Origin of the sequence: Sporomusa malonica (genome assembly GCF_900176355.1) — a bacterium.
Classification (GTDB): Bacteria; Bacillota; Negativicutes; order Sporomusales; family Sporomusaceae; genus Sporomusa; species Sporomusa malonica.
The window spans coordinates 146,283-170,625 of sequence record NZ_FWXI01000002.1; the positions used below are offsets into that span (position 1 = coordinate 146,283).

21 protein-coding genes are annotated in these 24,343 nt (G+C 40.4%); 19 read left to right on the forward strand and 2 right to left on the reverse strand.

The features are described 5' to 3' along the window. Window position 1 precedes the first annotated feature (1 nt). From rfbC to B9A22_RS02665, 4 genes are read left to right on the forward strand one after another with little or no spacing between them, the layout of a single operon-like run. Window positions 2–556: a dTDP-4-dehydrorhamnose 3,5-epimerase gene (gene rfbC / locus B9A22_RS02650; RefSeq protein WP_084574055.1), complete on the forward strand. Its 555-nt coding sequence runs from the start codon at window positions 2–4 to the stop codon at window positions 554–556. After that, window positions 553–1,449, forward strand: coding sequence for an NAD-dependent epimerase/dehydratase family protein (locus B9A22_RS02655; protein WP_084574056.1), 897 nt, complete (start codon window positions 553–555; stop codon window positions 1,447–1,449). The genes rfbC and B9A22_RS02655 overlap by 4 nt, the downstream gene beginning before the upstream one ends. Before the next feature lie 35 nt (window positions 1,450–1,484). Continuing rightward, window positions 1,485–2,402, forward strand: coding sequence for a glycosyltransferase family 2 protein (locus tag B9A22_RS02660; RefSeq protein WP_084574057.1), 918 nt, complete (start codon window positions 1,485–1,487; stop codon window positions 2,400–2,402). 36 nt (window positions 2,403–2,438) lie between these two features. After that, complete coding sequence (locus B9A22_RS02665; RefSeq protein WP_084574058.1) at window positions 2,439–3,389, forward strand: glycosyltransferase family 2 protein; 951 nt, start codon at window positions 2,439–2,441, stop codon at window positions 3,387–3,389. Between the two features lie 64 nt (window positions 3,390–3,453). Here B9A22_RS02665 and B9A22_RS02670 read toward each other — a convergent pair whose 3' ends face one another. Then, on the reverse strand, window positions 3,454–4,116 hold the full coding sequence (locus tag B9A22_RS02670) for a hypothetical protein (RefSeq protein ID WP_084574059.1): 663 nt from the start codon (window positions 4,114–4,116) through the stop codon (window positions 3,454–3,456). 276 nt (window positions 4,117–4,392) lie between these two features. Here B9A22_RS02670 and B9A22_RS02675 point away from each other — a divergent pair, with 276 nt between their 5' ends. Then, window positions 4,393–5,775: a mannose-1-phosphate guanylyltransferase/mannose-6-phosphate isomerase gene (locus B9A22_RS02675; protein WP_084574358.1), complete on the forward strand. Its 1,383-nt coding sequence runs from the start codon at window positions 4,393–4,395 to the stop codon at window positions 5,773–5,775. A 50-nt stretch (window positions 5,776–5,825) separates the two neighbouring features. Here the strand turns inward: B9A22_RS02675 and B9A22_RS02680 are convergent, their stop codons facing one another. Continuing rightward, window positions 5,826–6,155: a hypothetical protein gene (locus B9A22_RS02680; RefSeq protein WP_084574060.1), complete on the reverse strand. Its 330-nt coding sequence runs from the start codon at window positions 6,153–6,155 to the stop codon at window positions 5,826–5,828. 204 nt (window positions 6,156–6,359) lie between these two features. Between B9A22_RS02680 and B9A22_RS02685 the strand changes: the two genes are divergently transcribed. The 14 genes from B9A22_RS02685 to B9A22_RS02760 all read left to right on the forward strand — a co-directional run bounded on the left by B9A22_RS02685 (window position 6,360) and on the right by B9A22_RS02760 (window position 24,336). Then, the gene (locus B9A22_RS02685) at window positions 6,360–7,721 is read left to right on the forward strand and encodes a phosphohexomutase domain-containing protein (protein WP_084574061.1); all 1,362 of its coding nucleotides are present in this window, start codon (window positions 6,360–6,362) and stop codon (window positions 7,719–7,721) included. A gap of 115 nt (window positions 7,722–7,836) precedes the next feature. Beyond that, window positions 7,837–8,751, forward strand: coding sequence for a UTP--glucose-1-phosphate uridylyltransferase GalU (gene galU / locus B9A22_RS02690; RefSeq protein WP_084574359.1), 915 nt, complete (start codon window positions 7,837–7,839; stop codon window positions 8,749–8,751). A 128-nt stretch (window positions 8,752–8,879) separates the two neighbouring features. Beyond that, window positions 8,880–10,358, forward strand: a complete 1,479-nt coding sequence (locus tag B9A22_RS02695) for a glucose-6-phosphate isomerase (protein ID WP_371360885.1) — start codon at window positions 8,880–8,882, stop codon at window positions 10,356–10,358. Window positions 10,359–10,968: 610 nt separating this feature from the next. After that, window positions 10,969–11,790: a GAF domain-containing protein gene (locus B9A22_RS02705; protein ID WP_176215361.1), complete on the forward strand. Its 822-nt coding sequence runs from the start codon at window positions 10,969–10,971 to the stop codon at window positions 11,788–11,790. An 815-nt stretch (window positions 11,791–12,605) separates the two neighbouring features. Further along, window positions 12,606–13,235 carry a polysaccharide biosynthesis/export family protein gene (locus B9A22_RS02715; protein WP_084574066.1) on the forward strand — a complete coding sequence of 210 codons (630 nt, stop codon included), beginning with the start codon at window positions 12,606–12,608 and terminating at the stop codon, window positions 13,233–13,235. A gap of 36 nt (window positions 13,236–13,271) precedes the next feature. Continuing rightward, complete coding sequence (locus tag B9A22_RS02720; protein WP_084574067.1) at window positions 13,272–14,732, forward strand: GumC family protein; 1,461 nt, start codon at window positions 13,272–13,274, stop codon at window positions 14,730–14,732. 31 nt (window positions 14,733–14,763) lie between these two features. Next, window positions 14,764–15,453 carry a CpsD/CapB family tyrosine-protein kinase gene (locus B9A22_RS02725; RefSeq protein WP_084574068.1) on the forward strand — a complete coding sequence of 230 codons (690 nt, stop codon included), beginning with the start codon at window positions 14,764–14,766 and terminating at the stop codon, window positions 15,451–15,453. 17 nt (window positions 15,454–15,470) lie between these two features. After that, entirely contained in the window at window positions 15,471–17,384 is a 1,914-nt protein-coding gene (locus tag B9A22_RS02730) for a nucleoside-diphosphate sugar epimerase/dehydratase (protein WP_084574069.1), read from the forward strand. Window positions 17,385–17,945: 561 nt separating this feature from the next. Next, the gene (locus B9A22_RS02735) at window positions 17,946–18,566 is read left to right on the forward strand and encodes a sugar transferase (protein ID WP_084574070.1); all 621 of its coding nucleotides are present in this window, start codon (window positions 17,946–17,948) and stop codon (window positions 18,564–18,566) included. 54 nt (window positions 18,567–18,620) lie between these two features. After that, window positions 18,621–19,676, forward strand: a complete 1,056-nt coding sequence (locus tag B9A22_RS02740) for a glycosyltransferase family 2 protein (protein ID WP_084574071.1) — start codon at window positions 18,621–18,623, stop codon at window positions 19,674–19,676. A gap of 134 nt (window positions 19,677–19,810) precedes the next feature. Continuing rightward, window positions 19,811–20,701, forward strand: a complete 891-nt coding sequence (locus B9A22_RS02745) for a glycosyltransferase family 2 protein (protein ID WP_084574072.1) — start codon at window positions 19,811–19,813, stop codon at window positions 20,699–20,701. Between the two features lie 178 nt (window positions 20,702–20,879). Then, complete coding sequence (locus B9A22_RS02750; RefSeq protein WP_084574073.1) at window positions 20,880–22,337, forward strand: lipopolysaccharide biosynthesis protein; 1,458 nt, start codon at window positions 20,880–20,882, stop codon at window positions 22,335–22,337. A gap of 42 nt (window positions 22,338–22,379) precedes the next feature. Next, a complete protein-coding gene (locus tag B9A22_RS02755) occupies window positions 22,380–23,795 on the forward strand; it encodes a hypothetical protein (protein ID WP_084574074.1) in 1,416 nt (471 codons plus the stop codon). Continuing rightward, on the forward strand, window positions 23,749–24,336 hold the full coding sequence (locus B9A22_RS02760; RefSeq protein ID WP_217805861.1) for an acyltransferase: 588 nt from the start codon (window positions 23,749–23,751) through the stop codon (window positions 24,334–24,336). Before B9A22_RS02755 ends, B9A22_RS02760 begins: the two co-directional genes overlap by 47 nt. Window positions 24,337–24,343 lie beyond the last annotated feature (7 nt).

Genomic DNA, 24,343 nt, shown 5'->3' on the forward strand with positions numbered 1-24,343 from the left:
TATGAGAATCAAAACATGCAAAATACCCGGATGCTTTGAATTACTGCCAGATGTACATTGTGATCATCGAGGAGTCTTCGTTAAAACCTTTCATGAAGAGATCTTCAGTAATTACGGTCTGATCACTTCTTTTGCAGAAGAATACTATTCCGGCTCTCATAAGAAAGTTCTTCGCGGACTGCATTTTCAGGCTCCGCCAATGGATCACATCAAAATGGTTTACTGTGTTCAAGGGAGTGTGCTGGATGTTGTTGTCGACCTACGCGTTGGTTCGCCAACATATGGTCAATTCGAGGCTTTTCAACTAAGCGCGGATCTGCACAATATGATTTACATTCCTCGCGGGCTGGCACATGGATTTTATGTACAGTCTGAATATGCCATTATGCTCTATAAGGTAACCACTGTATACTCTCCTGAGCATGATTGTGGTATATCATGGAGCTCAATTGGTTATTCCTGGCCTGACTCGACCCCAATTATCTCTGCGAGAGACAGTGATTTCATTGACCTTAAGGATTTTAAATCACCATTTAGATACGAGGGCAGTGCATGATGAAAACGGCGTTAGTTACAGGTGGAACTGGATACATCGGGAATTGCTTAGCACGGCGCCTTGCTGATGAACATTGGAATGTCCACGTTCTAGTGCGGGACTCATCGAAGGTAGAGAATTTGGACAACAATACGAATTCGCTTATATTTCATCAGATTGGAGACAATTATTCAGATCTTAATGCACTAGTAAGTCAAACCAAACCTGATGTCGTATTCCACTTGGCCTCGCTATTTTTGTCTCAACACAAATATGAAGATATTGCGCCTCTTATTGATAGCAACATAGCATTTGGTGCGCATTTGGTGAATGCGATGGTTGAGAGTGGAGTTAAGAATCTTATTAATACTGGAACTTCCTGGCAGCATTATATGAACCAGGCATATAATCCTGTATGCTTGTACGCCGCTACCAAACAGGCTTTTGAGGCTATGTTGCGTTATTATCAAGAAGCAAAAGGCCTGCAAGTAATCACCCTGAAGTTATCTGATACATATGGGCCGGGGGATCAGAGACCCAAATTAATGCAGCTATTATTGAACCAAATGAACAAGAAGACTCCCCTGGATATGTCTCCAGGAGAACAGCAGATTGATCTGGTATATATTGACGATGTGCTGGATGCTTTCCTGTTGGCGGCTAATTATCTTGTATCAAGTACAAGTGAGTATACTGGTGATTATGCTGTATCCTCCTGCAAGCCAATAAAGCTGAAAGATTTAGTTACGGTGTTTGAAGCTGTCAGCGGACAGGCGTTAGAGATTCGATGGGGAGGCAGACCTTATCGGGAACGTGAAGTCATGCAAACATGGGATAAAGGCAAACTAATTCCTGGCTGGGCGCCGAAAGTTTCCCTGGCAGAGGGAGTGGCGCGATTACTAAATCATAAGTAAGGTTCTGGAGATGGCTGCCGGGAAAGAGGCTGAATATGTTATTTACAATCGCAATACCAACTTATAATAATAAAGTTACAATTAATAATGCTATTGATAGCTGCCTGAAGCAGGTCTATGACTTGCCTTATGAAATATTAGTCCTTGATAATCATTCTAATGATGGATCTGAAATCATTCTAAAAGAGATTTGCAATAAGGACACAGATAAACTTCGATTAATTCGTAATCCGGAAACTGTTACGATGTATGAAAATCACAATTTATGTCTTGAGCATGCTCAAGGAGACTATATTTTGTTCTGTCATGCTGATGATAAGTTGTGTGAAAATGCTTTGCAGATTTTGCATGAGAAAGTGCAACAGCGCGATTTTCCGCAAAAATATATATTGTGGGGACGAAGTCATTTTAGAGATTTTTTGAAGAATATGAGTATGTCAGGCTTTAGCTTAGACACTATTTTTACAGGAGCGGCCGCATATATCCCATTCTTTTATAGCGGGCTTACTCCATCTGGAACATGCTATAGCAAGCTCAGTTTTAAAGAGGCAGGCGGATTTTTGCTGAGTAAACACCAAAGGGCTGCCTCAGACATGTCAACTATGTTGTATCTCGCTCACTTAGGGTTTAAATTTGAGATGATGGATCAGCTGTATTTTAACAGAGAGTATGCGAGTACAGCAAAAAAAGGTTCTGCCGAAGAACGGTTAGCAGCATTAACAGATGCTTTGGATGTATTAGTGAGTAACATAGGTGAAGTTAATTTTTTGCAAATAGCAGAAATAGCGGTAGAAATACAATCCCGGCCACCGGTAGACTTTTTAAGCTATCTTGTTCGCAAGCAGTACTACCGAAGGAAGATTCGATTATTCTTATTAAAAAATCCCAAAAGAATGCTGCGTGCTTTATCCAATGAAAGCTATCGATTGTTAGTAAAAGAACTTCTTAAATAATCTTAGTTATTTTATATTATCTATAAGGAGTATTATATGGGTAAGCAACATCCTATTGTCAGTGTAGTCATCCCGGCGTACAATGCGGGACAGACCATTGAAAGAACTATTCAATCTGTACTTAATCAGACCTATCAGCAGTATGAAATCATTGTTGTAGACGATGGTTCGAGTGATGATACCGCAGAAAAAATTCGGAAATATGGCGATTTAGTTCAATATATTTCTCAGACAAATGCTGGGGCGGGGGCAGCAAGAAATACCGGAGTACGATCAGCGAAAGGGAAATGGATCGCTTTTTTGGATTCAGATGATGAATGGCATCCGAAAAAACTAGAAATACAGATACAATTTTGTAATTCCATACCAGATATTGTCCTTGTTACAAACGTTCCAACAATCATTCGCATCGGTGAAGAAAAAGATTTTGCTCCTGTAAGTGAAACTCCTGCTTATTCTATCTGGAACCATGAAGCATTCCTTCGGCGCAACAAAATCCAGACCTCCTCAGTGTTAATCTCTAAGGACGCCTACGAGGCCGTTGGTGGTTGCGATACTAGTCTGCTGAATGCGCAAGACCGAGATTTGTGGCTCAAATTGTTATACCGAGGAACTGGTATCTGTATTAATGAGTCTTTATCTAAGTATTACCACCTAAATACGGGTTTATCACGCAATCTGGTACGGCGTTTTCAATGTGACCTTATCCTTATTGATAGATGGGATCACCGTAAAAGCGATACGCTGGACGTGGATCAACGTATCCCAGTGCAGAAGTTTATCAAGATTAAGTATGCAGTGTTGTTTAGCATGATTTTTAAGCTGCTACGATTTAATCATGAAATAGCAGCAAAGCAATTCTGGCATATTTTCTATGAGTTTCATAACAACGAATACCCGTACCTCCCTTGCCCGCCGTGGGGACTTTTCAAAACATTAGTCTATTTCGAAAGTCAGCGTCAACGCTGGAAATACGGTCTAAAATAAAAACAAGGAATCATTGGCACGCATAAAAGCGTATCCAACATGATTCCTTGTTTATTATTCAACCTTACGATAATATTGAACTTAGATGATTGCCTTTTACTCCAAAACGCTTATTATAGATTATATTAATCATAAAACTAAGAATCCCGCAATATGAAACCAACTCGCCTAATTCCTCTAAAAGGGTAGTTCTCTGTCCAAATAACCCCAAACTATGATGTTCAATCATATCGGCGATAAAGATAGCAGCTATGACGATAACAATATCCAGCACTGGAATGGTATCATACTTTAACCAGCTGAATAACTCCTTATGTAGTCCTTGGGTAAAGAAGTAACCGAAAGCAATGATGACTATAACACCAATAGTAGGATATACCAAAGGACCGAACCACAGCGTTTTCAACGGTGGTATAGACCCTGAACTAGTCACGTAAAAAGTCCGTCCCCAGCTAAGTTCCCTAGCGATGGCGATTAACCAGATAATAGATGACAAAGCGTATAGTTTGCGGCGTGATGGTGGCAAGTTGGATTGAAACAATGCACTTACGGCTACAGCGGCGGCTAAACCTAACACAACAACCTGCAGCAATTCTACCGGGCCGTTCTCCTTACCGTAATCCGGCGGCAACATCCAACCCAAAGCGGCTGAAAGCGCAAATACGGTTAAGCAAACAGACGTTGGTGATGTAGTGTTATAATATACGCGATCTTTTAATGAAAACAAAGGCATCTCCTCCAAAGAAAAAGCTAACGCAAAGACGGCAGCCAGAATTAGGTACAATCTATATAAATTCGACTAATAGCTGGAAAACCCTTTAATAAAATGCTAATTGATTCAATAAATTAGATTCTTAAATCCCCCGCGCACTGCCGCTACAGGTTCAATATATTTGATTTTTGCACATCTGGCATTAGATGGTATAATAATAACAATAGACCAATTTAAAGGAGGCGATTTGTTTTGCCTTACTCGAACCAATCAAGAAGGGAATCAGCTGCAATAAAGTTAGTCATCCTTGCCGGTGGTGGTGGTACGCGCTTATTTCCTCTTTCCCGTACCTGCCTTCCTAAACAATTCCTGAGGCTTGGTAATTCCGATTCCCTTGTCACTCAAACGATCAAACGCTTCTTACCTTTAGTAAAACCTTCAGATATTATTGTTGTAACCAACAAAGAATATATCCACCACGTCAAAACTGAATTGGCTATCTGTGGTGCAAGCAGCGCACATATACTATTAGAGCCTGTTGCTCGTAACACAGCCCCCGCGATAGCACTGGCTGCGAAATTCTGCCAGGATGAATTAGGGGCTTCTGCCCACGAGGTCTTGTTTGTAACTCCCGCAGACCATATTATTCATCCTATAGATACTTTTATCAAAAACGTCCGCCAGGCAATCGAACTGGCTGCACAGGATAAAGTCGTGACCTTCGGCGTCAAACCAGACAAACCTGAAACAGGCTATGGCTATATTCAGGCTGGTGAAACGTTTGAAGTCGGCTACCAAGTTGTGTCTTTCCGCGAGAAGCCGGATAAGGACACTGCCGAGAGCTATCTTGCAGCTGGCAACTATTACTGGAACTCAGGTATGTTTGCTTTTACCATTGGTCGCATTATGGAAGAGTTCCGTGAACATGCGCCGGAGATTTATCAGCTTGTGTCGGCCTCGTTACCTGAGGTTATCGATAAGTTTGACGCTATGCCAAGGATCTCGATTGACTATGCGGTAGCCGAAAAATCAGCTCAGGTCGTTATGGTACCGCTGACTACTTATTGGAATGATATCGGATCATGGGACGCCATCTATGACGTACTGGAAAAAGATCATGCTGGTAACGCCCTTAAAGGCGATTGTCTGCCTATTGACTGCACTAACACACTAATGCTGGGACGCAACCGCCTTATTGCTGGGATTGGTCTGGAAGATGTGCTTGTCGTTGAAACCGATGATGTTATTGTAGTCGCTAAACGCGGCGAATCCCAAAAGGTCAAAGACGTTGTGGCTGAGCTCAAAGCTCGCGGACGTCGCGAGGTGGATGAGCACACCACAATGTATCGGCCCTGGGGAAGCTACACTGTGCTTGGTGAAGGACCTGGCTATAAGCTGAAAAAAATTATTGTTACTCCTGGTCAGCAGCTTAGTCTCCAACTGCATTATCACCGCAGCGAGCATTGGATTGTTATCGGCGGCACTGCCAAAGTGATGATCGGCGAGCAGGAGCAGATGGTGCATGTTAATGAGAGTGTATATATTCCGCCTTCCACCAAACACCGTCTGGAAAACCCGGGTAAGCTGCCACTGGAGATCATCGAGGTTCAGAACGGCACCTATCTGGAGGAAGATGATATCGTCCGCTTTGATGATGTATACGGGCGGGTCTAGTCCGGCAATAAAAAAATCCCGGCAGCTTCATGGCTGTCAGGATTTTTTTGTCACTTGGCACGTTTAAGCAGGATGATCTCCGCCTCATGCTGAGCGGTATCTGCAGCCAGTCTGCGCAGCATATCAGAATGCAGGACCTGGGTAGAATCGATCTTATCAACCTTCTGACCAAGGACAGTAATCATCTGAACAACATCCGAGAAACCATTTTTCATACGGGTTTCCAGGCTCCCCACATGAGCCTCCAGGCTGCCTATCCTGACCTCCAGCCTGTCCATGCGCTGGACAAGCTCCTCGGTTACTGAGTTGTTGTGTCCGACCATTTTGACCAGCTGTTCCATCATGGCCTGCATCTGATTAAGCTGCTCTTGTATTTCCATTCCTTCACCTCACCATCCTCGCCTGTTAGGCCAAGTATCTCTTGTATCTATTGTAGACCAGAAACGAGAAAAAATAAATAAAGAAAATTTAGCAGCCTGTCTTGCTGAATTGAAAAATTTTCCTGTCAGCTTATAGTTGTACAGGAATATTTTTATTTAATGTGGTATATAGTATATGGTTGTAAAGAAAGGGAGCGTGAAGAGATGGAGATAAAACGTAACGCATTTAAAGCCTATGACATCCGGGGACGGGTTCCGGATGAGTTAAATGAAGAAATGGCTTACCGCATTGGACGGGCCTATATTGATATTTTTAAGGCAAAAAAAGTGGCCGTTGGGCATGATATCAGGCTCTCCGGACCGGCATTTAGAAACGCGCTGGTAAAAGGCCTGACTGAAGCCGGTTGTGACGTTGTTGATATTGGTGTGTGCGGCACTGAGCAGATCTACTTTGCCACCGCACATCTGAAGCTGGATGGCGGCATTATGATTACGGCCAGCCATAACCCGCAGGACTATAACGGGATGAAGCTGGTTCGTCAGGACGCGCGGCCAATCAGTGGTGACAGCGGTCTGAAAGAGATTGAAGAACAGGTGGTGACAGGTGAGTTCTTGCCTGTAAGCCCGGAGGTTACACCAGGTCAGGTCAGTTATGTCAATATTACGCAGGAGTATGTGGCCCATCTGCTGACATATGTCGATAAGACACTCCTAAAACCCCTGAAGGTTGTTGTTAATGCCGGCAACGGCGGCGCCGGTGCAGTCATTGACGCCCTGGAGCCCCATTTGCCGTTTGAATTTATCAAAGTCCATCACAACCCTGACGGCGGTTTCCCGAACGGTGTCCCCAATCCGCTGTTGGTTGAAAACCGTGAGGCTACTGCAAAGATTGTCCGTGATCATGGCGCTGCGATTGGTATTGCATGGGACGGTGATTTTGACCGCTGCTTCCTGTTTGATGAACAAGGCGGTTTTATTGAAGGGTATTACCTTGTCGGTTTTTTGGCTCAGGCTTTCCTCAGACGTTATCCTGGGGCCAAGATCATTTATGATCCACGCCTGACCTGGAATACTATTGAATTGGTCGAGAACGCTGGCGGGATACCTGTTTTATCGAAAAGCGGTCATGCTTTTATCAAGGAGCGGATGCGCAAAGAAGACGCCGTCTATGGCGGCGAAATGTCAGCCCATCACTATTTCAAAGAGTTTTCCTACTGCGACAGCGGCATGATTCCGTGGCTCTTGGTACTTGAGATTATGTGCCGTGAGGGTAAGCCTCTGTCTGAACTGATGCGCGAAAGAACAGCATGTTATCCGGTCAGTGGTGAGATCAATAACACTGTCGCGGATGCCAAGACAGTGATCAAAAAGATTGAGGAAAAGTATACGCCAGGGGCTCTAAAGATAGATAGAGTTGATGGGCTAAGTGTTGAGTATGAACAGTGGCGATTTAATGTCAGGATGTCCAATACAGAACCGGTGCTGAGGCTTAATGTTGAATCCAGGTGTGATGCTAAACTCATGGAAGAAAAGACAGAGGAATTGCTGACACTGATACAGGGGTAGGGGTTGCCACGCTGCGCTCGCAATGACAAATCTGGTCATTGCGAGGAAGCATGACGAAGCAATCGCACTTTTCGTAGCCCTTCTACTAGTGCGGAAGATAGAAAGGACTGAGAATATGCCTAAATCTCAACAAAAAATAAGAAAGGCAGTCATTCCTGCTGCAGGTCTTGGTACCCGGTTTTTACCGGCTACCAAGGCTCAACCTAAGGAAATGCTACCGATTGTGGATAAACCTGCAATTCAGTTTATTATCGAGGAGGCCATTCAGTCAGGGATTGAAGAGATCCTTATTATCACCGGTCGTAACAAACGGGCCATTGAAGATCATTTTGACCGGGCGTTCGAGCTTGAAATGACGTTGAAGGCCCAGGGCAAGTATGACTTGCTGGGGCTTGTAGAAGAACTGTCTGAAGTAACTATCCACTATGTACGTCAAAAGGAAGCCAAGGGGCTAGGACACGCCGTCTTATGTGCTAAACAGTTTGTTGGCAACGAGCCGTTTGCGGTCCTCTTGGGTGACGACATTATTGATGCCAATGTACCTTGTCTCAAGCAACTCATGGATGCCTATGATGACTATCAGGGTACCATCCTTGGTGTACAGGAAGTACCTAAAGAAAAGGTATCAAGCTATGGAATTGTTAAGCCTGAACTGGTCAAGGACAATATATGGCGTGCCATTGATCTGGTAGAGAAGCCATCGATTGAAGAATCGCCATCCCAACTTGCTGTCTTGGGCCGGTATATCATAGAACCGGAAATTTTCTATCTGCTTGAAGATACGCCGCCCGGACGCGGTGGGGAAATCCAACTAACAGACGCTTTGCGTCGGCTGGCTGCATTTAAACCGGTGTATGCCTACAATTTTGAAGGCCGCCGCTATGATGTTGGTGATAAGCAAGGGTATCTTGAAGCGACGGTTGAATTTGCATTGAAGCGCCCTGAACTTAGGGATAAATTTTTGCGTTATCTGCTGAGGACTGTCGGGCCGTTAGGGAAGGAATACGCAGCAACGCAAGTTGAGGAATAACACGAGGGGTGAGATTGCCACGCTAACGCTCGCAATGACCAGAGGGGGGAAGGCGATAGCTTTCCTTAGTGTCATTGCGAGGAGGTACGACGAAGCAATCTCGTACGACGATGTGGAGGATGGGTTCAATGTCTAATCAGGAGACAGTACTTACTTTACCATCAGGTTTTACTTTCGACTATACCAACCTTTACGGCGAAGGACGGGTGGCCCAAGCTGACGTTACGGCGATTACAGACCGCCTTCAGTCCGCCCACAAAGCGATTGAGCATATGCGGGCAACTGGTGAAGTACGTGGGCATTTGTCAAAAGATGGAGTACCAGAAAAGGTATTATTTAGCCAGCTTCCCTATGTACAGGACGGAAACCTGAATAGCCCTGAGTCTATTTCCCGGCTCAAAGAATTTGGTGAGTCATTGAGAAATAAGGTGGATGCCGTAATCACGTTTGGTATTGGCGGCTCTTACCTGGGGAACAAGGTACTGTTTGACGTGCATTGCGGTGAGTTCTGGAACAGCAAGGGTAGTGAAGCGCGGCAGGGTTACCCTAAGCTGTTCTTTAGCGGTAATAATATTGACCCGCGCCGTACTGTTGAGCTGATCGAACAGATTAAGTATGAAGCTAGTTCTAAGCTTAATGGCAATTCCACCCGTCCGTATCAAGTAATGCTTGTCGTCATTTCTAAATCCGGCTCGACGCTGGATACCATGTCCACCTTCATGGTAGCATATGACACCCTTAAGCAGGCAGCTCCCACCATTGAGGTGCAAGTTGTGGCTGTGACTGATCCCATTGAGGGCGCGCAGGAAACACTGCTCCACAAGTTGGCAGCAGAAGAAAGCTGGCCGATTTTCAGTGTGCCGGACGGTGTCGGCGGTCGGTTCAGTGTATTTTCTGAAGTTGGCTTGGTTACGGCAGCTTGCATTGGGTTTGACATTGATGCCTTTTTAGCGGGAGCACGTTCGATGGACGAGGCGTGCAAAACAGAGGATATCTGGCATAACCCGGCCCTACTTAACGCAGCACTCAAATATCTGGCTGCCGAAAACTACGGGCGGGATATTGAGGTATTCATGCCCTATGCCGATTATCTTAAGTCTGTGGCAGAGTGGTATATCCAGCTGCTGGCCGAATCACTGGGTAAGCGGAATGACCGTACAGGGCGGGAAGTATACTATGGTCGCACGCCAATCGTTGCAGTCGGTACCACAGATATGCATGCCCAGACCCAGCAGCATCAGGATGGTAAACATGATAAGGTAGTTCAGTTTGTGCAGATAGCGAGTTGGTACACAGACCCGGTGATACCTGATGCCTTCCCAACGGCACCCAAGCTATCGGAGATAGCAGCATTACAGCTTAGTCAGGCGCTTAACGCTGCATATGAAGCGAATGCGGCAGCGCTTATCAGTGACAATCGATTTAATGCCACTTTTATCCTACCCATTCTTGGCGCGTTTCACTTGGGTGAACTCTTATACCTGTTGGCGTTGTCTGTCGCATATGAAGGCGAGCTGGCTAACGTTGATGCTTTTGACCAGCCTGGTGTGGAAGCCTATAAGCGGTTACTAGGCCCCAAGTTAAAAACCTTGAAGTCTAATAATTAGATTAAAATCCACTCAATAAAAATTCCGCAGAAAGAACACTACCCCAATTAAACTCGGGGTAGTGTTCTTTTCATTAGCAAGATACCAAAGAGCCGGACATTTAATTCCAAGATAGCTAGTCGCAGTCAGCGTGTGGAAGAATATATGCTACAACGACGAACCGTCTCGTGTCGTACATTGGCTAAATATTGCATAAAAAAGTAATTTTTTCCAAATATCAACCTAAAGATTGAGGCATTTTGATTTCATATTCATTATAATAAACAGAACAGTAGGATTAAAGTTCTATTTAACTAGGACTAAAGTCTTGCAACAATAAAGATGAGAATCAGTGAGAAATGGATGTGACTTAATAGTGGAGGAGAATCACGAAATAACTGAATTGATCAAGCAACTTAATAACCTTGGATATTTTCCGTATCAAATCCATAGTATTATCCAGGAGATAGTAGGCAATGTGAATTTGAATAACCTCACGCTAGTGCAAGAAAGAGAGTTAGTAAAAGGATTACAGAGTTACATTGAGTTTGCTATTAAGTGCATTAAAACGTGCTGAGATAAGTAATCTAAATAAGTCTGTATGGCTGCTACCTTTCTTAATGGAGGAGATATGTGTGATGGCAAAAAAACTCTGGATTTGACTAGCGATCAAGAAACCTCTAGGGTAGATTTAGATTCAATGCATCACATCGCCATGCTGCTGGCGCGGAGTTTGAATCTACAGGAAATGTACCAGATCATCGTGCATATAGCGTGCGAGTTAACCCAAACTCCCCACGGATTTTTCTATGTAGTAAATGAGGAACTAGATAAATTAGAACTGAAATACGGGCAGGGCCTCTATCAGTGCTACCAGGGAGTGACGAGAACCAGGCAAGAACCATCAGTGTCCAGCACTGTATGGAAAACAGGACAGCTTTTAATGGTCGAAAATATTCAGCAATGGCATTCACGGGCTGACGACCGCCCTTATGGTTGGGATATTGTCCACTCTGTTTTGGGGATTCCGCTGCTGTTGGACAGTGGCGTTATTGGTGTTATTGGGCTAGGATTTTCTTCAAGGAACAGAGCATCTATTGTCCGGGAAATCGACCTGTTGGAACGGTTTGCCGCTCTGGCTGCACTTTCATTGCGTAATGCTGAGTTACATAGTGTTTTACAGGCAGAGTGGCTAGAGAGAAAAGCTGCCTGGCAGAAGCAACTGCCTAACATGCCTGACCTTACTGGTAAGGAGAAAGCTGTTCTAATTAGGATGGCAAGAGGTTTGTCAAATCAGGAGATCGCACAGGATCTGGGGGTAGAGCTCAGCACTGTGAAAACCCATGCCCACCACATGTTTGGCAAGTTAGAGGTGCGCAGCCGCGCGCAGGCGTTAATAAAGGCGTGGCAGTTCGGCCTGATCGCCAAAAGCCAAACTTGGGAGGAAGCTTAGTTGTGCGCACTCAGTTTACTATTATTAGCATTAATCTTTTATTCCTAGATGTTTAGCACTATAGTCTCAATACTGTTTGAGGATGGGATGAAATGAATACAACCGATTACCTGGAATCGCTTAAACAGCAACTACTTGATTTGGGGTACAGTTCCTATCAGATTGACACAATGTATCAAGATATGATAGGAACCTGTAGTGCGAGCAGTCCGTCACCAGATCAATATCTTACCCTCGTAATAGCAATGGAAGATTATATTAAATTTGCAAAAAAAAATATTAGGAAGAGGGGTGGAAGGTAATCTGAATAAGGCTGTACGGCTGCTACTTTTCTTAATGGAGGAGATATGTGGGATGGACAAAAAGAGTTTTCGCTGTAAACAAAAGCTCCACTCTGGTATCATCTGACAGCAAATGCATAAGTCCTGTAAAATAGTGTCGAAATAAAATGTTTATAAAATACATTGTTTTAAAAGGAATTTCTAACTTTTCTGTGGTATATAGCTATAGTCCAACATTTTAGGACAAAAGCCTCAAAACTTCTTAGAGGTACCACTCTTTTCAAAACAATATATTTGTAATAGCAGTTGTAATTGATTAAAAGTAAGCTGATAAAAGGATGTTAGAATAATCGAGGGTAAATCAGCAATAAAAGCAACTGGACAATGAATCCAGGTTGCTTTTTCATTTTTTGATGTAAGATCTTTACAAGATTGCCATAGCAGGATTTAGGGGAATAATGTCTAATAATACAGAAGTATGTTATAAGACTACTTAGGCTTACACAGAACAAAAGACTACCAAGGAGGAAACAGATGCGACGATCGGTATATGTATTAATTATTTTATTTTTAGTAATGATTTTGCCGCAACACATAGTGGCCCAAGACTATCAACTAGGGGCTGGAGATGTTCTGTCCATCGATGTGTGGGGATTTGAGGAACTCAAGATTGAGCAATTGCCAATTAGACCAGACGGTAAGATTGCGATTCCTTTGTCTGGCGAACTACAGGCAGCTGGTATAACCCCTGGTGAACTGGCAAACACAATAACAACTAAACTAGGCCAATACCTAAAAGACCCAATTGTCAGTGTAAATGTGATCAAGTTTAGGACTACCCGCGTGTACGTGTTGGGCGAGGTTTTAAAACCTGGCATGTATGAGATTGAGAAACAACATAACTTGATTGATGCGCTTGGCAGCGCAGGCAGCTATACCAGAGACGCTGCTAAGAAGAAAGTATATGTTATTCGCAAAGAGCAGACCAGTACTCCTTTAAAAGTCAATTTGCTTAATCTGTTGGAAAAAGGAGATATATCGCAAAACGTTACCTTAAATGACGGCGATATTGTTTACCTGACGAAAAACAATCGAATTGAATTCGCCAAAGATATCCTTCCGTGGATTTCGGCCGTTTATCAGGTTAATGAAATAAATGAATAATTAATTATATTTAAAATCATATTTGGAGGTAGCGCAGTGGACGAAACCACACTGGATCTAAGAGATATAATTAAGACTTTAAAAAAGAAACGAAAACTAATTTTTGGTACGTTAATGCTCTTTACAATCATAGCCGCCGTAGTCAGCTTTCTTATTTCCCCGACTTATGAGGCGGAAACCTCAATCAGGGTTAAGCAGCCAAAAGGGCTGGCAAGCTCTTTGTTGTCCGACCTGCCTATGGGCAGTCCTGCTGGGACCAAGCAATTAATGTCTACTTATGCGGAGATACTCAAAAGCCGAACTGTGGTTGAGACTGTTATTGACAAAACGCAGGCCGGTAAGGAACAAATACCTACATATGAAGGCATGCTAAAAAGGATTACAACTCAGCCAGTAAAAGATACTGAGATATTAGACATTAGGGTACAGGCTGGCTCGCCGGAGGAAGCTCAGTTGGTTGCTAATACACTTGTTGAGGTATTTCTGGGGAGAATGACCGAACTCGTTAGAACCGAGCAGTCAACAGTCAAAGACTTCATTGGGATGAGGCTTAAAGAGTCCAAGGCTGAACTGGAACAAGCGGAATCCCTATTGCTAAAATACAAACAAGAGCAAAAAATAGTAGATCCTTCTCAAGAATCCAAAGTATTATTGGATCGGCTTGCTACTATCGACAAACTTGATGCTGACAATAAAGTTACCATGGCCTCCTCTCAAGCTAAACTTGCCAGTGCTCAACAGCAACTTGGCAATCAAAGCCCAGGAACTGTAGCTGACAATCCGCTGATTCAGCAATATAAGGCGAAACTGTCAGATTTAGAGATCCAACTAGTAAGCCTAGTCCCAAACTACACTGAAAAGCATCCGAAAGTAGCAGCAATACAAGCGGCTATTACTGAAACGCGGTCTATGCTGAACGCTGAGATCACCCGAGTTGTTAATCATGAATCGACTTCTGTTAACCCGATTTACCAAGGCCTTTTGGAGACTAAAATACTAGCACAAACTGAGATTGCAGTCGCATCTGCCCAAAAGCAGGCTATTGACCAGATTATCACGGAAGGCAGTCGGGATATTAGCAAATTGCCGGCGAAGGAACAAGGGTTGATCAAGGTGGCCCGTGATGCCAATGTAGCCCAGGAAATTTATATCATGCTGGCTAAACGTTATGAAGAGGCCCGTATAAGTGAAGTAATGGAACCAACAGATGTCCAGATCATTGACAAAGCTATTTCACCAGATAACCCAATCAAACCTAGAAAGGCTCTTAATATAATAATTGCAGCTATTCTCGGTCTTTTTGTTGGAGTCGGTACAGCCTTCATTACTGAATTTGTTAATAAAACCATCAAAACACCTGAAGATGTCAAGGAATACCTGGATTTACCGGTAATTGGGAGTATACCTGACTTCGATAGTGATACAACATCACGCAGTACAAGCTGGTTTGCGCGAGTAATGGAATTAATTAAAGCTAAGATTGGGCACCAAGCCTAAAAGTGCACTAACACGTATGAAGAGGTGAACTATGGTTCAGAAACGACAGCTCATTGTCCATGAGGACGCGAAGTCCCCGATCGCCGAAGCTTATCGTACAATGAGGACGAATATTCAGTTTGCAAAAGTTGATAGTGACCTGCGGGTCATCATGTTTACTAGTGCCGGGCCAGGTGAGGGTAAATCAACTACGACTGCCAACACAGCAGTCGCTATGGCGCAGTCTGGCAAGAAGGTAATTATTGTAGACTGTGACTTACGTAAGCCGGTCCAGCATAAAATTTTCGGCAAGAAAAACAGGGGTGTGACCAATATTCTTGTGGAGGAACGCCCGGTAACAGAATTGATCCAGGATACTGGTATTGATAATCTGCAGGTGTTGACCAGTGGGCCGATTCCGCCTAATCCTTCGGAACTGCTTGGATCAGCCAAAATGCGTGAACTCATTGGCTGTCTGAAAGAATTGGCAGATGTTGTAATTATTGATGCGCCTCCAACGGTTGCTGTTACCGATGCCTGTGTATTAGCCTCCAGTGTAGATGGTATCCTGTTGGTGCTGAGCGCTGGGGTAATCAGGCCGGAGATGGCACAAAAAGCCAAAGAACTTTTACTCAAAGCTAATGGTCATATCCTTGGCGTTATCTTAAACAAGGTCGAAATTGAGGAAGAACATGCATATTACTATTATTATTACGGTAATGAGGGAAAAAATGCTAAGTAAGACTGAGGAGTGGTCTTATGCGACGTAGAATGGTCTCCTTGTGCTTATTGCTGGTAGATGCAGCAATTGTCGCATTTGTGCCGTTTATTGCACTGTACCTTCGTTTTGAAGGTACAGTGGATAATCGCTACTTTGAACTTATTTTTAAATATCTGCCTGAGATCGTTCTGATAAGGTTAGCTATCTTCTATCTTTTCGGTTTATATCAGAGATTATGGCGTTATGCTAGTATTCATGAATTGTTAGGAATTATATTTGCAGTAACAATAAGCAGCTTAGTTATAAGCGTGTATATGAATATTATCAGTGCAAATATTCCGAGAAGTATCTCGATTATCAGCTGGCTACTAGTTATTATCCTTGTCGGTGCCAGCAGGCTATTTATCCGCATTCTACATTTTATTCGTCAAAAGCAACAAGAGGAGTCCTCACATATTCTTATTGTTGGCGCTGGGGACGCCGGTGCTATGATTGCCCGGGAAATCAACCAGCGTTACTGTGATACGAAAAAACTGATTGGCTTTATTGATGATGATAAATATAAACATAATCAGATGTTGTTTGGTGTGAAGATTTTGGGGGATTCTCAGGATATTACTCCCATAGCGGCTAAATACAAGGTAAATGAGATAATAATTGCTATTCCCTCGCTGAGCGGATCTCAGTTGCGTGAAATTATTCGGGGATGTAAAAAAACAGGTTGTACGGTTAAGATCGTGCCTGGTATCTACGAGCTCATGGAAGGGAAAGTAACTGTAAACCAGTTGCGGGATGTTGATCTGGAAGATTTGTTACGCCGAGAACCTGTTACACTCGACTTGGAACAAATTGCTAGTTGTCTCACAGGAAAACGCGTTTTAATCACTGGGGCAGGTGGATCGATTGGTTCTGAGCTCTGCCGGCAAATTGCCAAGTTATCACCAAGTGAGCTCGCACTATTAGGTAAGGGCGAAAACAGTATCTACGAAATTGACAGAGAGCTTCGTGAAAAATATAGTGGACTTACCATCAAGCCTATCATCGCAGACGTTCGGGATAAAAACAGAATTAATGATATTTTTACCCGCTTAAAACCAGAGGTAATTTTCCATGCGGCTGCCCATAAGCATGTTCCTTTAATGGAATCACAACCAGTAGAAGCTGTTCGCAATAATATATTCGGGACAAAAACTGTTGCTGAAGCAGCCGATAAAGCCGGTACGGGTATATTTATTATGATATCTACTGATAAGGCAGTAAATCCCACCAGTGTAATGGGCGCGACAAAACGAGTTGCTGAACTAGTTATTCAGAACATCAACAGTGTAAGTAATACTAGGTTTGCTGCAGTACGGTTTGGCAATGTCCTGGGTAGTCGCGGTAGTGTTGTCCCGCTATTTAAAAAACAGATTGCTAAGGGTGGGCCGATTACTATAACGCATCCAGATATGAAGCGGTATTTTATGACAATTCCTGAAGCGACACAGCTGGTCTTACAGGCTGGTACGTTAGCGAGTGGTGGCGAGGTATTTGTTCTTGATATGGGTGAGCCGGTAAAAATCGTTGACATGGCATCTGACCTGATTGAGCTTTCAGGATTGGAGCGTGGTCAGGATATTGAAATCAAGTTTACCGGTTTAAGACCTGGTGAGAAACTCTTTGAGGAACTGCTTACTGCAGAGGAAGGTACAACCTCAACTAAGCATGAGAAGATCTTTGTAGCGAATCTTAAGTCGGTAGATGTGCAGCAATTTCAAATGGGTTTAGAGGATTTAAGAAGGGCAAGTAGTTCAGAAGAAATAATCTCAATACTTGGTAAGTTAGTCCCGAGTTATTATAAAGCTAGAGAAAAATACTGTGATGTGTGTATTAACACTGCCAAGAGTGATGTAAAGGTTGATCCTACGGGTGTTCCTGTGCAACAACAAGCAGAACATACTTTTGCTAGTTAGGAATTAAGGTTTCTTTACTCATTCTAAATTTTTTAGATTTCTTGTCGGTGAGAACCGTCCCGTTTGGACACTTGTAGGTATTTTTTAGCGATATGCTTATCAGTCTCGTACGACAGGCTGTACGGTCAGTTTGTTACGGGCATCTACGGCAAGGTGACTGTACCGCAATTACGGGGTGTGTGGACTGAAAGTTTTCGCTGCGGCGTGAGAGGTTAAGCTTGATCAGGAGCAGGTTGTAGGGGCTGTAGGTTACCGGAGCTAGTGGTTGCGGTTGCCGGCAGATTGCTAAACTTTCGTCTGATGTTAGTGTCACAATAACAGTCCCTGAATATTTACATCAGCAGCTACAACGATTACAAGCGGAAGTATTAAGTCGCAACGAATATAAGCTGATAATCATGTTGCAGAAAGAAAACGTGCAGACAGTTAGCATCAGTAATACTGTCTGTTTTCATTAAATTGGATGATTTTGGCGATTCATGCCGGATTCCTCGTATTTTGATTTTTTCCGTACCAAGTCATGAACACAGAAAATAAAATTTACTGAAGTGTGGTGTTTTAATGAGTTTTTGCCTAACACTTAAGCGTGTTTTAGATGTTATATTATCTCTTATAGCAATCGTTATACTTTGGCCTATTTTTCTATTTATCGCAGTTATTATAAAAATAGACTCTAAGGGACCTGTATTTTTTCAACAGAAACGCATAGGTAAAAATAAAATCGAATTTTATATATTAAAGTTCAGAACCATGAGAACTGATACTCCTAAAGATATGCCTTCCCACATGCTGCAAAATCCTGACCAATTTATAACTGGAATTGGTAATTTTCTTAGGAAATCAAGCTTGGATGAACTACCACAAATTATTAATATATTAAGGGGAGAAATGAGTATAATTGGCCCCCGGCCGGCACTTTGGAATCAGTATGACCTGATTGTTGAACGTGACAAATATGGCGCAAATGATATCAGACCAGGGTTAACCGGTTGGGCCCAGATTAATGGTAGGGATGAGCTGACCATAGAAGTTAAAGCTAAATTGGATGGAGAGTATGTTCAGAATATGAGCTTTTCCATGGATGTTAAGTGTTTTTATAGGACCATCATTAGCGTTTTGAGGGCCGAGGGGATTGTTGAGGGGAGCTCAGGAGTATTGAAGAAGGAAACGGTAACAAAATAGACAACAAAATTTATCAGTAGAAATGTAAAAATAATACCCAAAGGGGCATTGGTTATGACGGCGTTGCCTTTTATTTCTGCAATGATAGTAGCACGAAATGAAGAATGTTATATTGAGCAGTGTTTTAGATCATTGTTGGAGCAGAGCTATCCTGCCGACTGCTATGAAGTGTTAATTATAGATGGTTTTTCAACGGATAAGACATTAGATATTGCGAAAGAGACAGAGGCGAAGTACGCTAAATGTATAGATGAAAATAATACAGATACGTCTATTAAGACTGAAACCAAAGTTCAAATAAGATATTTCTCAAATCCCAAGTTATCCTTAGCGGCAGGTTGGAATTTAGGTATCAGGAATGCTCAAGGTGACTATGTTATACGAATTGATGCACATGCTTATGCTGATAAAGATTATCTATTTAATAGTATGAGAACTATGCTGTCAGTAAAAGATGCAGTCTGTGTTGGTGGAGCTATGAATACTGAAACATTGACTGAAAAGGGTGAGATCATAAAAGAAGTCCTGTCTTCCCCATTTGGAGTGGGCGGATCGAAATTTAGATATATGAAAGAAGCGGGATATGTTGATACTGTCGCATTTGGGTTGTACAAAAAAGAAGTGTTTGAAAGATTAGGGTACTTTGATGAACAACTTGAGCGAACGCAGGATAATGATATGCATAGACGTATAAGAGCGGATGGAGGTAAGTTTTATTTAAATCCCGAAATAAAAACCACTTATTATTCACGTGACTCAATGAGTAAAATGATGAAACAGGGTTTTATGAACGGAAAGTGGACAATGATTAATTTTAGACGTCATCCGGGAAAAATGGCAATAAGACATTTCGTTCCTTTTGGTTTTGTATTATCTCTTCTAGGGTGTTTTGCATTGGGTTTTTTTTCTAAATCGTTTTTGGTTCTTATGTTACTTGGCATAGTATTACACTTATCAGTTGGTTGCTATTTTGCTTTTGAGAGATCAAAAGAAATGTCACATAGACTTGCGATACCGTTTTTATTTTTAATGTTACATGGTTCGTATGGTATAGGATCGTTGGTAGGCGTATTTATGCCGTTGAGAAGAAATTTTTCAAAAAATTGTTGAGTGCAGATGCCTAGAATAGTAAAAACACTAGATGATTATGATTTCTACGGCAAAAGCGTTAATCAATTACGATCCTGACTTTAACATAATGATTTAATTATAATTTAATTAAATGCTAGAAGGGATTAAAAAGTATGAATCATGGACTAGTAAGTTGTATTATTCCAACATATAAAAGAAGCGACTTGCTATTAAGAGCTATACATAGTGTATTGAATCAAACATATACGAATATAGAATTAATTGTTGTAGATGACAATTACCCAAATGATGAATTTAGTATGGAAGTACAAAGAAAAATTAATTCCATAGAAGACAATCGCTTAAGATATATTCAACAGGAAACCCATAGAAATGGTGCAGTAGCTAGAAACATTGGAATAGCTGCTGCAAATGGCGAATATATAGCTTTCTTAGATGATGATGACGAATGGCTCTTAGAAAAAATTGAAATACAAAAAAAAATTTTGGATACGCTGCCAGCAGAATATGGGGCTGTGTCTTGTCTGGCTATGTACTATTATAACGATGTTTTACAAAAGCATAGTACTATATATAATGATGACAATCTTCACAAACAGGTTTTGGAGCGTTCAGTATCTATTCATACGGATACAGTGTTATTTAGACAAGAAGCTCTCAGCGGTTCAGGTGGTTTTGATGAAACATTATTGCGACATCAGGAGATACAATTATTTTTAGATTTTTTAATCAACTATAAGATTAAGTTAATATCACAATACTTAATCAAAATTCATAGAGATGATGCTCAAAATAGACCAAATACAGAGAAAATTATTCAAGTTAAACAAGCTTTTTTTGATAGCACAAAGAAGCATTTTGATTTGTATGACAGACATATAAGAAAGAGATTATATTCTGCACACTATTTTGAAATAGTATTTGTAGCAATAAAAGAGAAAAAAATCGGAGAAGCGTTTAACCATTTAACTAAAGTAGGTATAAATATTCCTGCATATCTCGATTTGTATCATCGCTACTTAATGAGGCGAAGAGGTAGTTAGAGTATCAAGCCTAGTGTGAGTGGACTTGCCCAGTGAAGGGCTTTCGGCTCTCTCCTTACACGATTGACCGCCATAACCGTACAAATCTTTTCATACAGGACACCTCCGTACGTTCTGTATGTGCATAAATCGCGGCAGGGTCATTCAAATAACGATGAATTTTGTATAAGGAGAAGCTATGAAGAATACTACTTCGTTGTCTATATCAAATTTATTTAAGCAGTCATTTGTATATACTATTGCATCTGTTATACAAAAAGGTATAGTATTTTTATTGTTGCCAGTGTATACACAACATATGTCAAGTGAGGAATATGGGATAGTTGGAATTGTAACGACAATATGTGGTTTTTATACTGCCTTTTATGCTTTAGGGCAGACTGCTTCTGCCGGTAGGTTTTACTTTGAATATAAAGATGATGAGATAAAACGTAAACGCTTTATTGGAACAATTATTTGTTTTCTTCTGATTGTTAGTGTCGTTTTTACTGCTATATTAATTATGTTTAACAAATATCTAATTGAGCCTTTGGCTAAAAGCGTTCCATTCTATCCTTTTATTTTATTAGGGATAATCAATATTGTGTTTACTCCAATCTATGTTGTTTATCAACAAGTATTGCAGATGCAAAACAATGCATTTAGAAGAAGCGCAAATATTATCGCAAACACGATTATTTTATTATCATTAAACATACTGTTTGTTGTAGTATTTAACAAAGGTGCGGTTGCTGTAATTGGAATCCAAGCTGCAGTAAGTATTCTTTTTTTCATAATTTCAATTATAGGATTAAGAAAGGAAATAATCTTATGCCTAGATACTTCATTGTTAAAAGACAGTCTAAAATATGGATTGCCTATACTTCCACATACGCTTGCTACTTGGACTATGTCAATGACTGACAGATTAGTATTAAATAGATATGCATCTTTATCCACGGTCGGTATTTATAATGTCGGTATCCAAATAGCAGGGATTGTTAGTATTATTGCAGCAACAATAAATCATGCGTATTTTCCCTGGGCATGTGCACAGTACGAAAGAAATGATAAGCAGTCCATAAATAGACTATCGGAATCTTCAAAAATGATAGTTTATTTTTTGATGTTAATATCGGTAAGCATTTGTCTGTTTAGCAAAGAAGCTTTCTATTTGTTTATAAATCCTGAATATTATAAAGCAACTGATATCATTTCGCTGATTTCAATAGGATTTATTTTTCAGGGAATATATTATATTTATACAAATATCCTCTACTATTATAAAGCAGCAACAAAGTTTATCGCAGTTGCTAGTTGGATAAGTGCTATAGTTTCATTGTCGATGAACTTTCTGTTGACACCATTGCTTGGAATATATGGGCCAAGTATAACATGTATACTAGCCTATTTTTCTTTATCCATTATTGCATATTGGCAAAGTCGGAAATACTTTAAATTAAAAATTAATTATTTATCAATTAATTTACAGGTTGTTTTGGCTGTCGGTTTATCTCATTTTATTGGAGTGTATCTGCCAATAGGTTATAAAATATTATACCTATTCGTCATCATATGTATACTTATTTACAAATACAAGGTCTATGTTAAAAATGTAATAAATAAAATGCATACCAGTAAATTAAGCAGAATCTAAAGAATACTGTGGTTTTATATGTACATTGTGAGGAGAAAAATCATGTCTATCAATGATGTTATATTAAATATTGAAGAGAAGCATTTTGAGATATTAATGTCTTATGAATTTTCGTTTAATAAAAGTAAAGTGTGGCCAGCAGTTAGATGCGAAGTATTGCTTTTATTATCTAAAAAGAATAAAAAATTTTTAAAAGCAAAACAGACAATTTCATTTTCCAAAAAGATTAAAACGATTTTAAATAAGATTCCCTATATTATAAAGTACAATCCCTATAAGACACATAAAAATGTAAATGCGCTTGCATTCATTTCAACGAATAATTTTGTAAAAGCAGATAATGTTTATATAAATCCTATTTATGACTATACTTTTGAATTATTTAATGATCAAATCATTTCAATCGAAAGTTCAACGACTGCGAATTTATGCATGCCACGAAAATTTAATGGGTTTAAATTCTATGATTTAATTAGAATTAATGAAGAATTATATTATAAAACTTTTGGTCGAATTGATGTCAATGCTAATCGAAAAATGATAAATGAGTTTTGCCTTTATGTTGGCGAAGTATTTAATCTTTCTTCCAGTGAAATCTCTTTTTTAAAAAGAAAAGTTGAGAGCATATGTGGTAGAATTAAAGCTTTTTCTTTACAGATAAACAAGTTGCTAAATATATACAATCCTAAAATAATATTTGTCCACTGTGCTGTATATGGTGAAATGAATAGCTATTTGATAAATATTGCAAAAAAACGTGGTATTAAAGTTATCGAATTACAGCATGGCAACATATCAATAGATAATATTCAATATCGTATACAAGAAAAAGATTTAAATCGGACTAGATATAGTGAATATTTGCCAGATGAAATCGGCTTATTAAGTGAATATTACAAGCAATATGTTTCGTTATCGGTTGATACCCCAGTATTAGGATTCCCCTTTTTTAGCAAAGAAAAGGAAAAGAGTAGATCCATAGCAACATATAGTGATATACATAGTAACTTTTTGTATGTTTCTCAATGGGTTGATAATGATTTTGGTATTTCATTTGTTATTGAGTTAAAAAGAATAATGGGAAATGAAGCTAATATTATTTATCGTCCACACCCTCGCGAGAATTTATTATTATCACAGCGAAACAAATTAAGAGATGCAAATATAGTTATTGGTGAAGAAAACAATATATACTATTATTTAGAGATGTGTAAATATGTAGTTACAATACATTCTAACGTAATATATGAAGCTATTAGTTATGGGCGAATTGTTTTCATTATAAACGATGCTTGTTCCTCATCGGAAATTGATAAGAACTTAGGTGTTTGGATTGATAATCCTCAAAACATAAAAGATTATTTAGTTAACAAACGTTGTCAGCAAAATGATATTATAAGTTTTTATCCAGATGATTATAAAAGAAGATATTTGGAACACTTTAAAGCCTATTTATAGTAAAGGAAAGGGAGCAGCTATGTATAAAACATTAAAACTAGTTAATAAGCTTAGAAAAATAATCAAAAGATTCATTTTTACTAAGATAGTGAAAGCTATCGCAAAAAAAGTTGGTAAGGATTTAATAGTTAATGGATATACACTTGTAACACCAACTACAATTTTAGGTGATAATGTAAGTTTTAATGGGATGAAAATGTTTGGTGGAGGACAAATTGTCATTGGAAATAATTTCCATTCAGGGGTTGATTGTATGATAATATCTCAAAATCACAATTTTGATAGTGGTGAAACGATTCCATATGATAAAACATATATTTATAAGGATGTTGTAATTGAGGATAATGTATGGATAGGGTCAAAAGTAAATATACTTGGCGGGGTTACAATTGGTGAAGGTGCAATAATTCAAGCAGGCAGCACTGTTGTAAATGATATTCCTGCCTGCGCAATTGCTGGGGGACACCCTGCACGAGTTTTCAAATACAGAAACAAAGAACATTACTATAAATTGAAAAGCGAAAATAAGGTATTGCGGTAGTTTTATT

Coding starts and splice junctions, on each gene's coding strand:
- B9A22_RS02680 (WP_084574060.1), bottom strand. CDS start 6,155: ATGGAAATACAAGAGCAGCTTAATCAGATGCAGGCCATGATGGAACAG.
- B9A22_RS02655 (WP_084574056.1), top strand. CDS start 553: ATGATGAAAACGGCGTTAGTTACAGGTGGAACTGGATACATCGGGAAT.
- B9A22_RS02750 (WP_084574073.1), top strand. CDS start 20,880: ATGAAGAATACTACTTCGTTGTCTATATCAAATTTATTTAAGCAGTCA.
- B9A22_RS02740 (WP_084574071.1), top strand. CDS start 18,621: ATGACGGCGTTGCCTTTTATTTCTGCAATGATAGTAGCACGAAATGAA.
- B9A22_RS02755 (WP_084574074.1), top strand. CDS start 22,380: ATGTCTATCAATGATGTTATATTAAATATTGAAGAGAAGCATTTTGAG.
- B9A22_RS02745 (WP_084574072.1), top strand. CDS start 19,811: ATGAATCATGGACTAGTAAGTTGTATTATTCCAACATATAAAAGAAGC.
- rfbC (WP_084574055.1), top strand. CDS start 2: ATGAGAATCAAAACATGCAAAATACCCGGATGCTTTGAATTACTGCCA.
- B9A22_RS02735 (WP_084574070.1), top strand. CDS start 17,946: ATGAGTTTTTGCCTAACACTTAAGCGTGTTTTAGATGTTATATTATCT.
- B9A22_RS02660 (WP_084574057.1), top strand. CDS start 1,485: ATGTTATTTACAATCGCAATACCAACTTATAATAATAAAGTTACAATT.
- B9A22_RS02685 (WP_084574061.1), top strand. CDS start 6,360: ATGGAGATAAAACGTAACGCATTTAAAGCCTATGACATCCGGGGACGG.
- B9A22_RS02695 (WP_371360885.1), top strand. CDS start 8,880: ATGTCTAATCAGGAGACAGTACTTACTTTACCATCAGGTTTTACTTTC.
- B9A22_RS02725 (WP_084574068.1), top strand. CDS start 14,764: ATGGTTCAGAAACGACAGCTCATTGTCCATGAGGACGCGAAGTCCCCG.
- B9A22_RS02760 (WP_217805861.1), top strand. CDS start 23,749: ATGATTATAAAAGAAGATATTTGGAACACTTTAAAGCCTATTTATAGT.
- galU (WP_084574359.1), top strand. CDS start 7,837: ATGCCTAAATCTCAACAAAAAATAAGAAAGGCAGTCATTCCTGCTGCA.
- B9A22_RS02730 (WP_084574069.1), top strand. CDS start 15,471: ATGCGACGTAGAATGGTCTCCTTGTGCTTATTGCTGGTAGATGCAGCA.
- B9A22_RS02665 (WP_084574058.1), top strand. CDS start 2,439: ATGGGTAAGCAACATCCTATTGTCAGTGTAGTCATCCCGGCGTACAAT.
- B9A22_RS02715 (WP_084574066.1), top strand. CDS start 12,606: ATGCGACGATCGGTATATGTATTAATTATTTTATTTTTAGTAATGATT.
- B9A22_RS02705 (WP_176215361.1), top strand. CDS start 10,969: ATGTGTGATGGCAAAAAAACTCTGGATTTGACTAGCGATCAAGAAACC.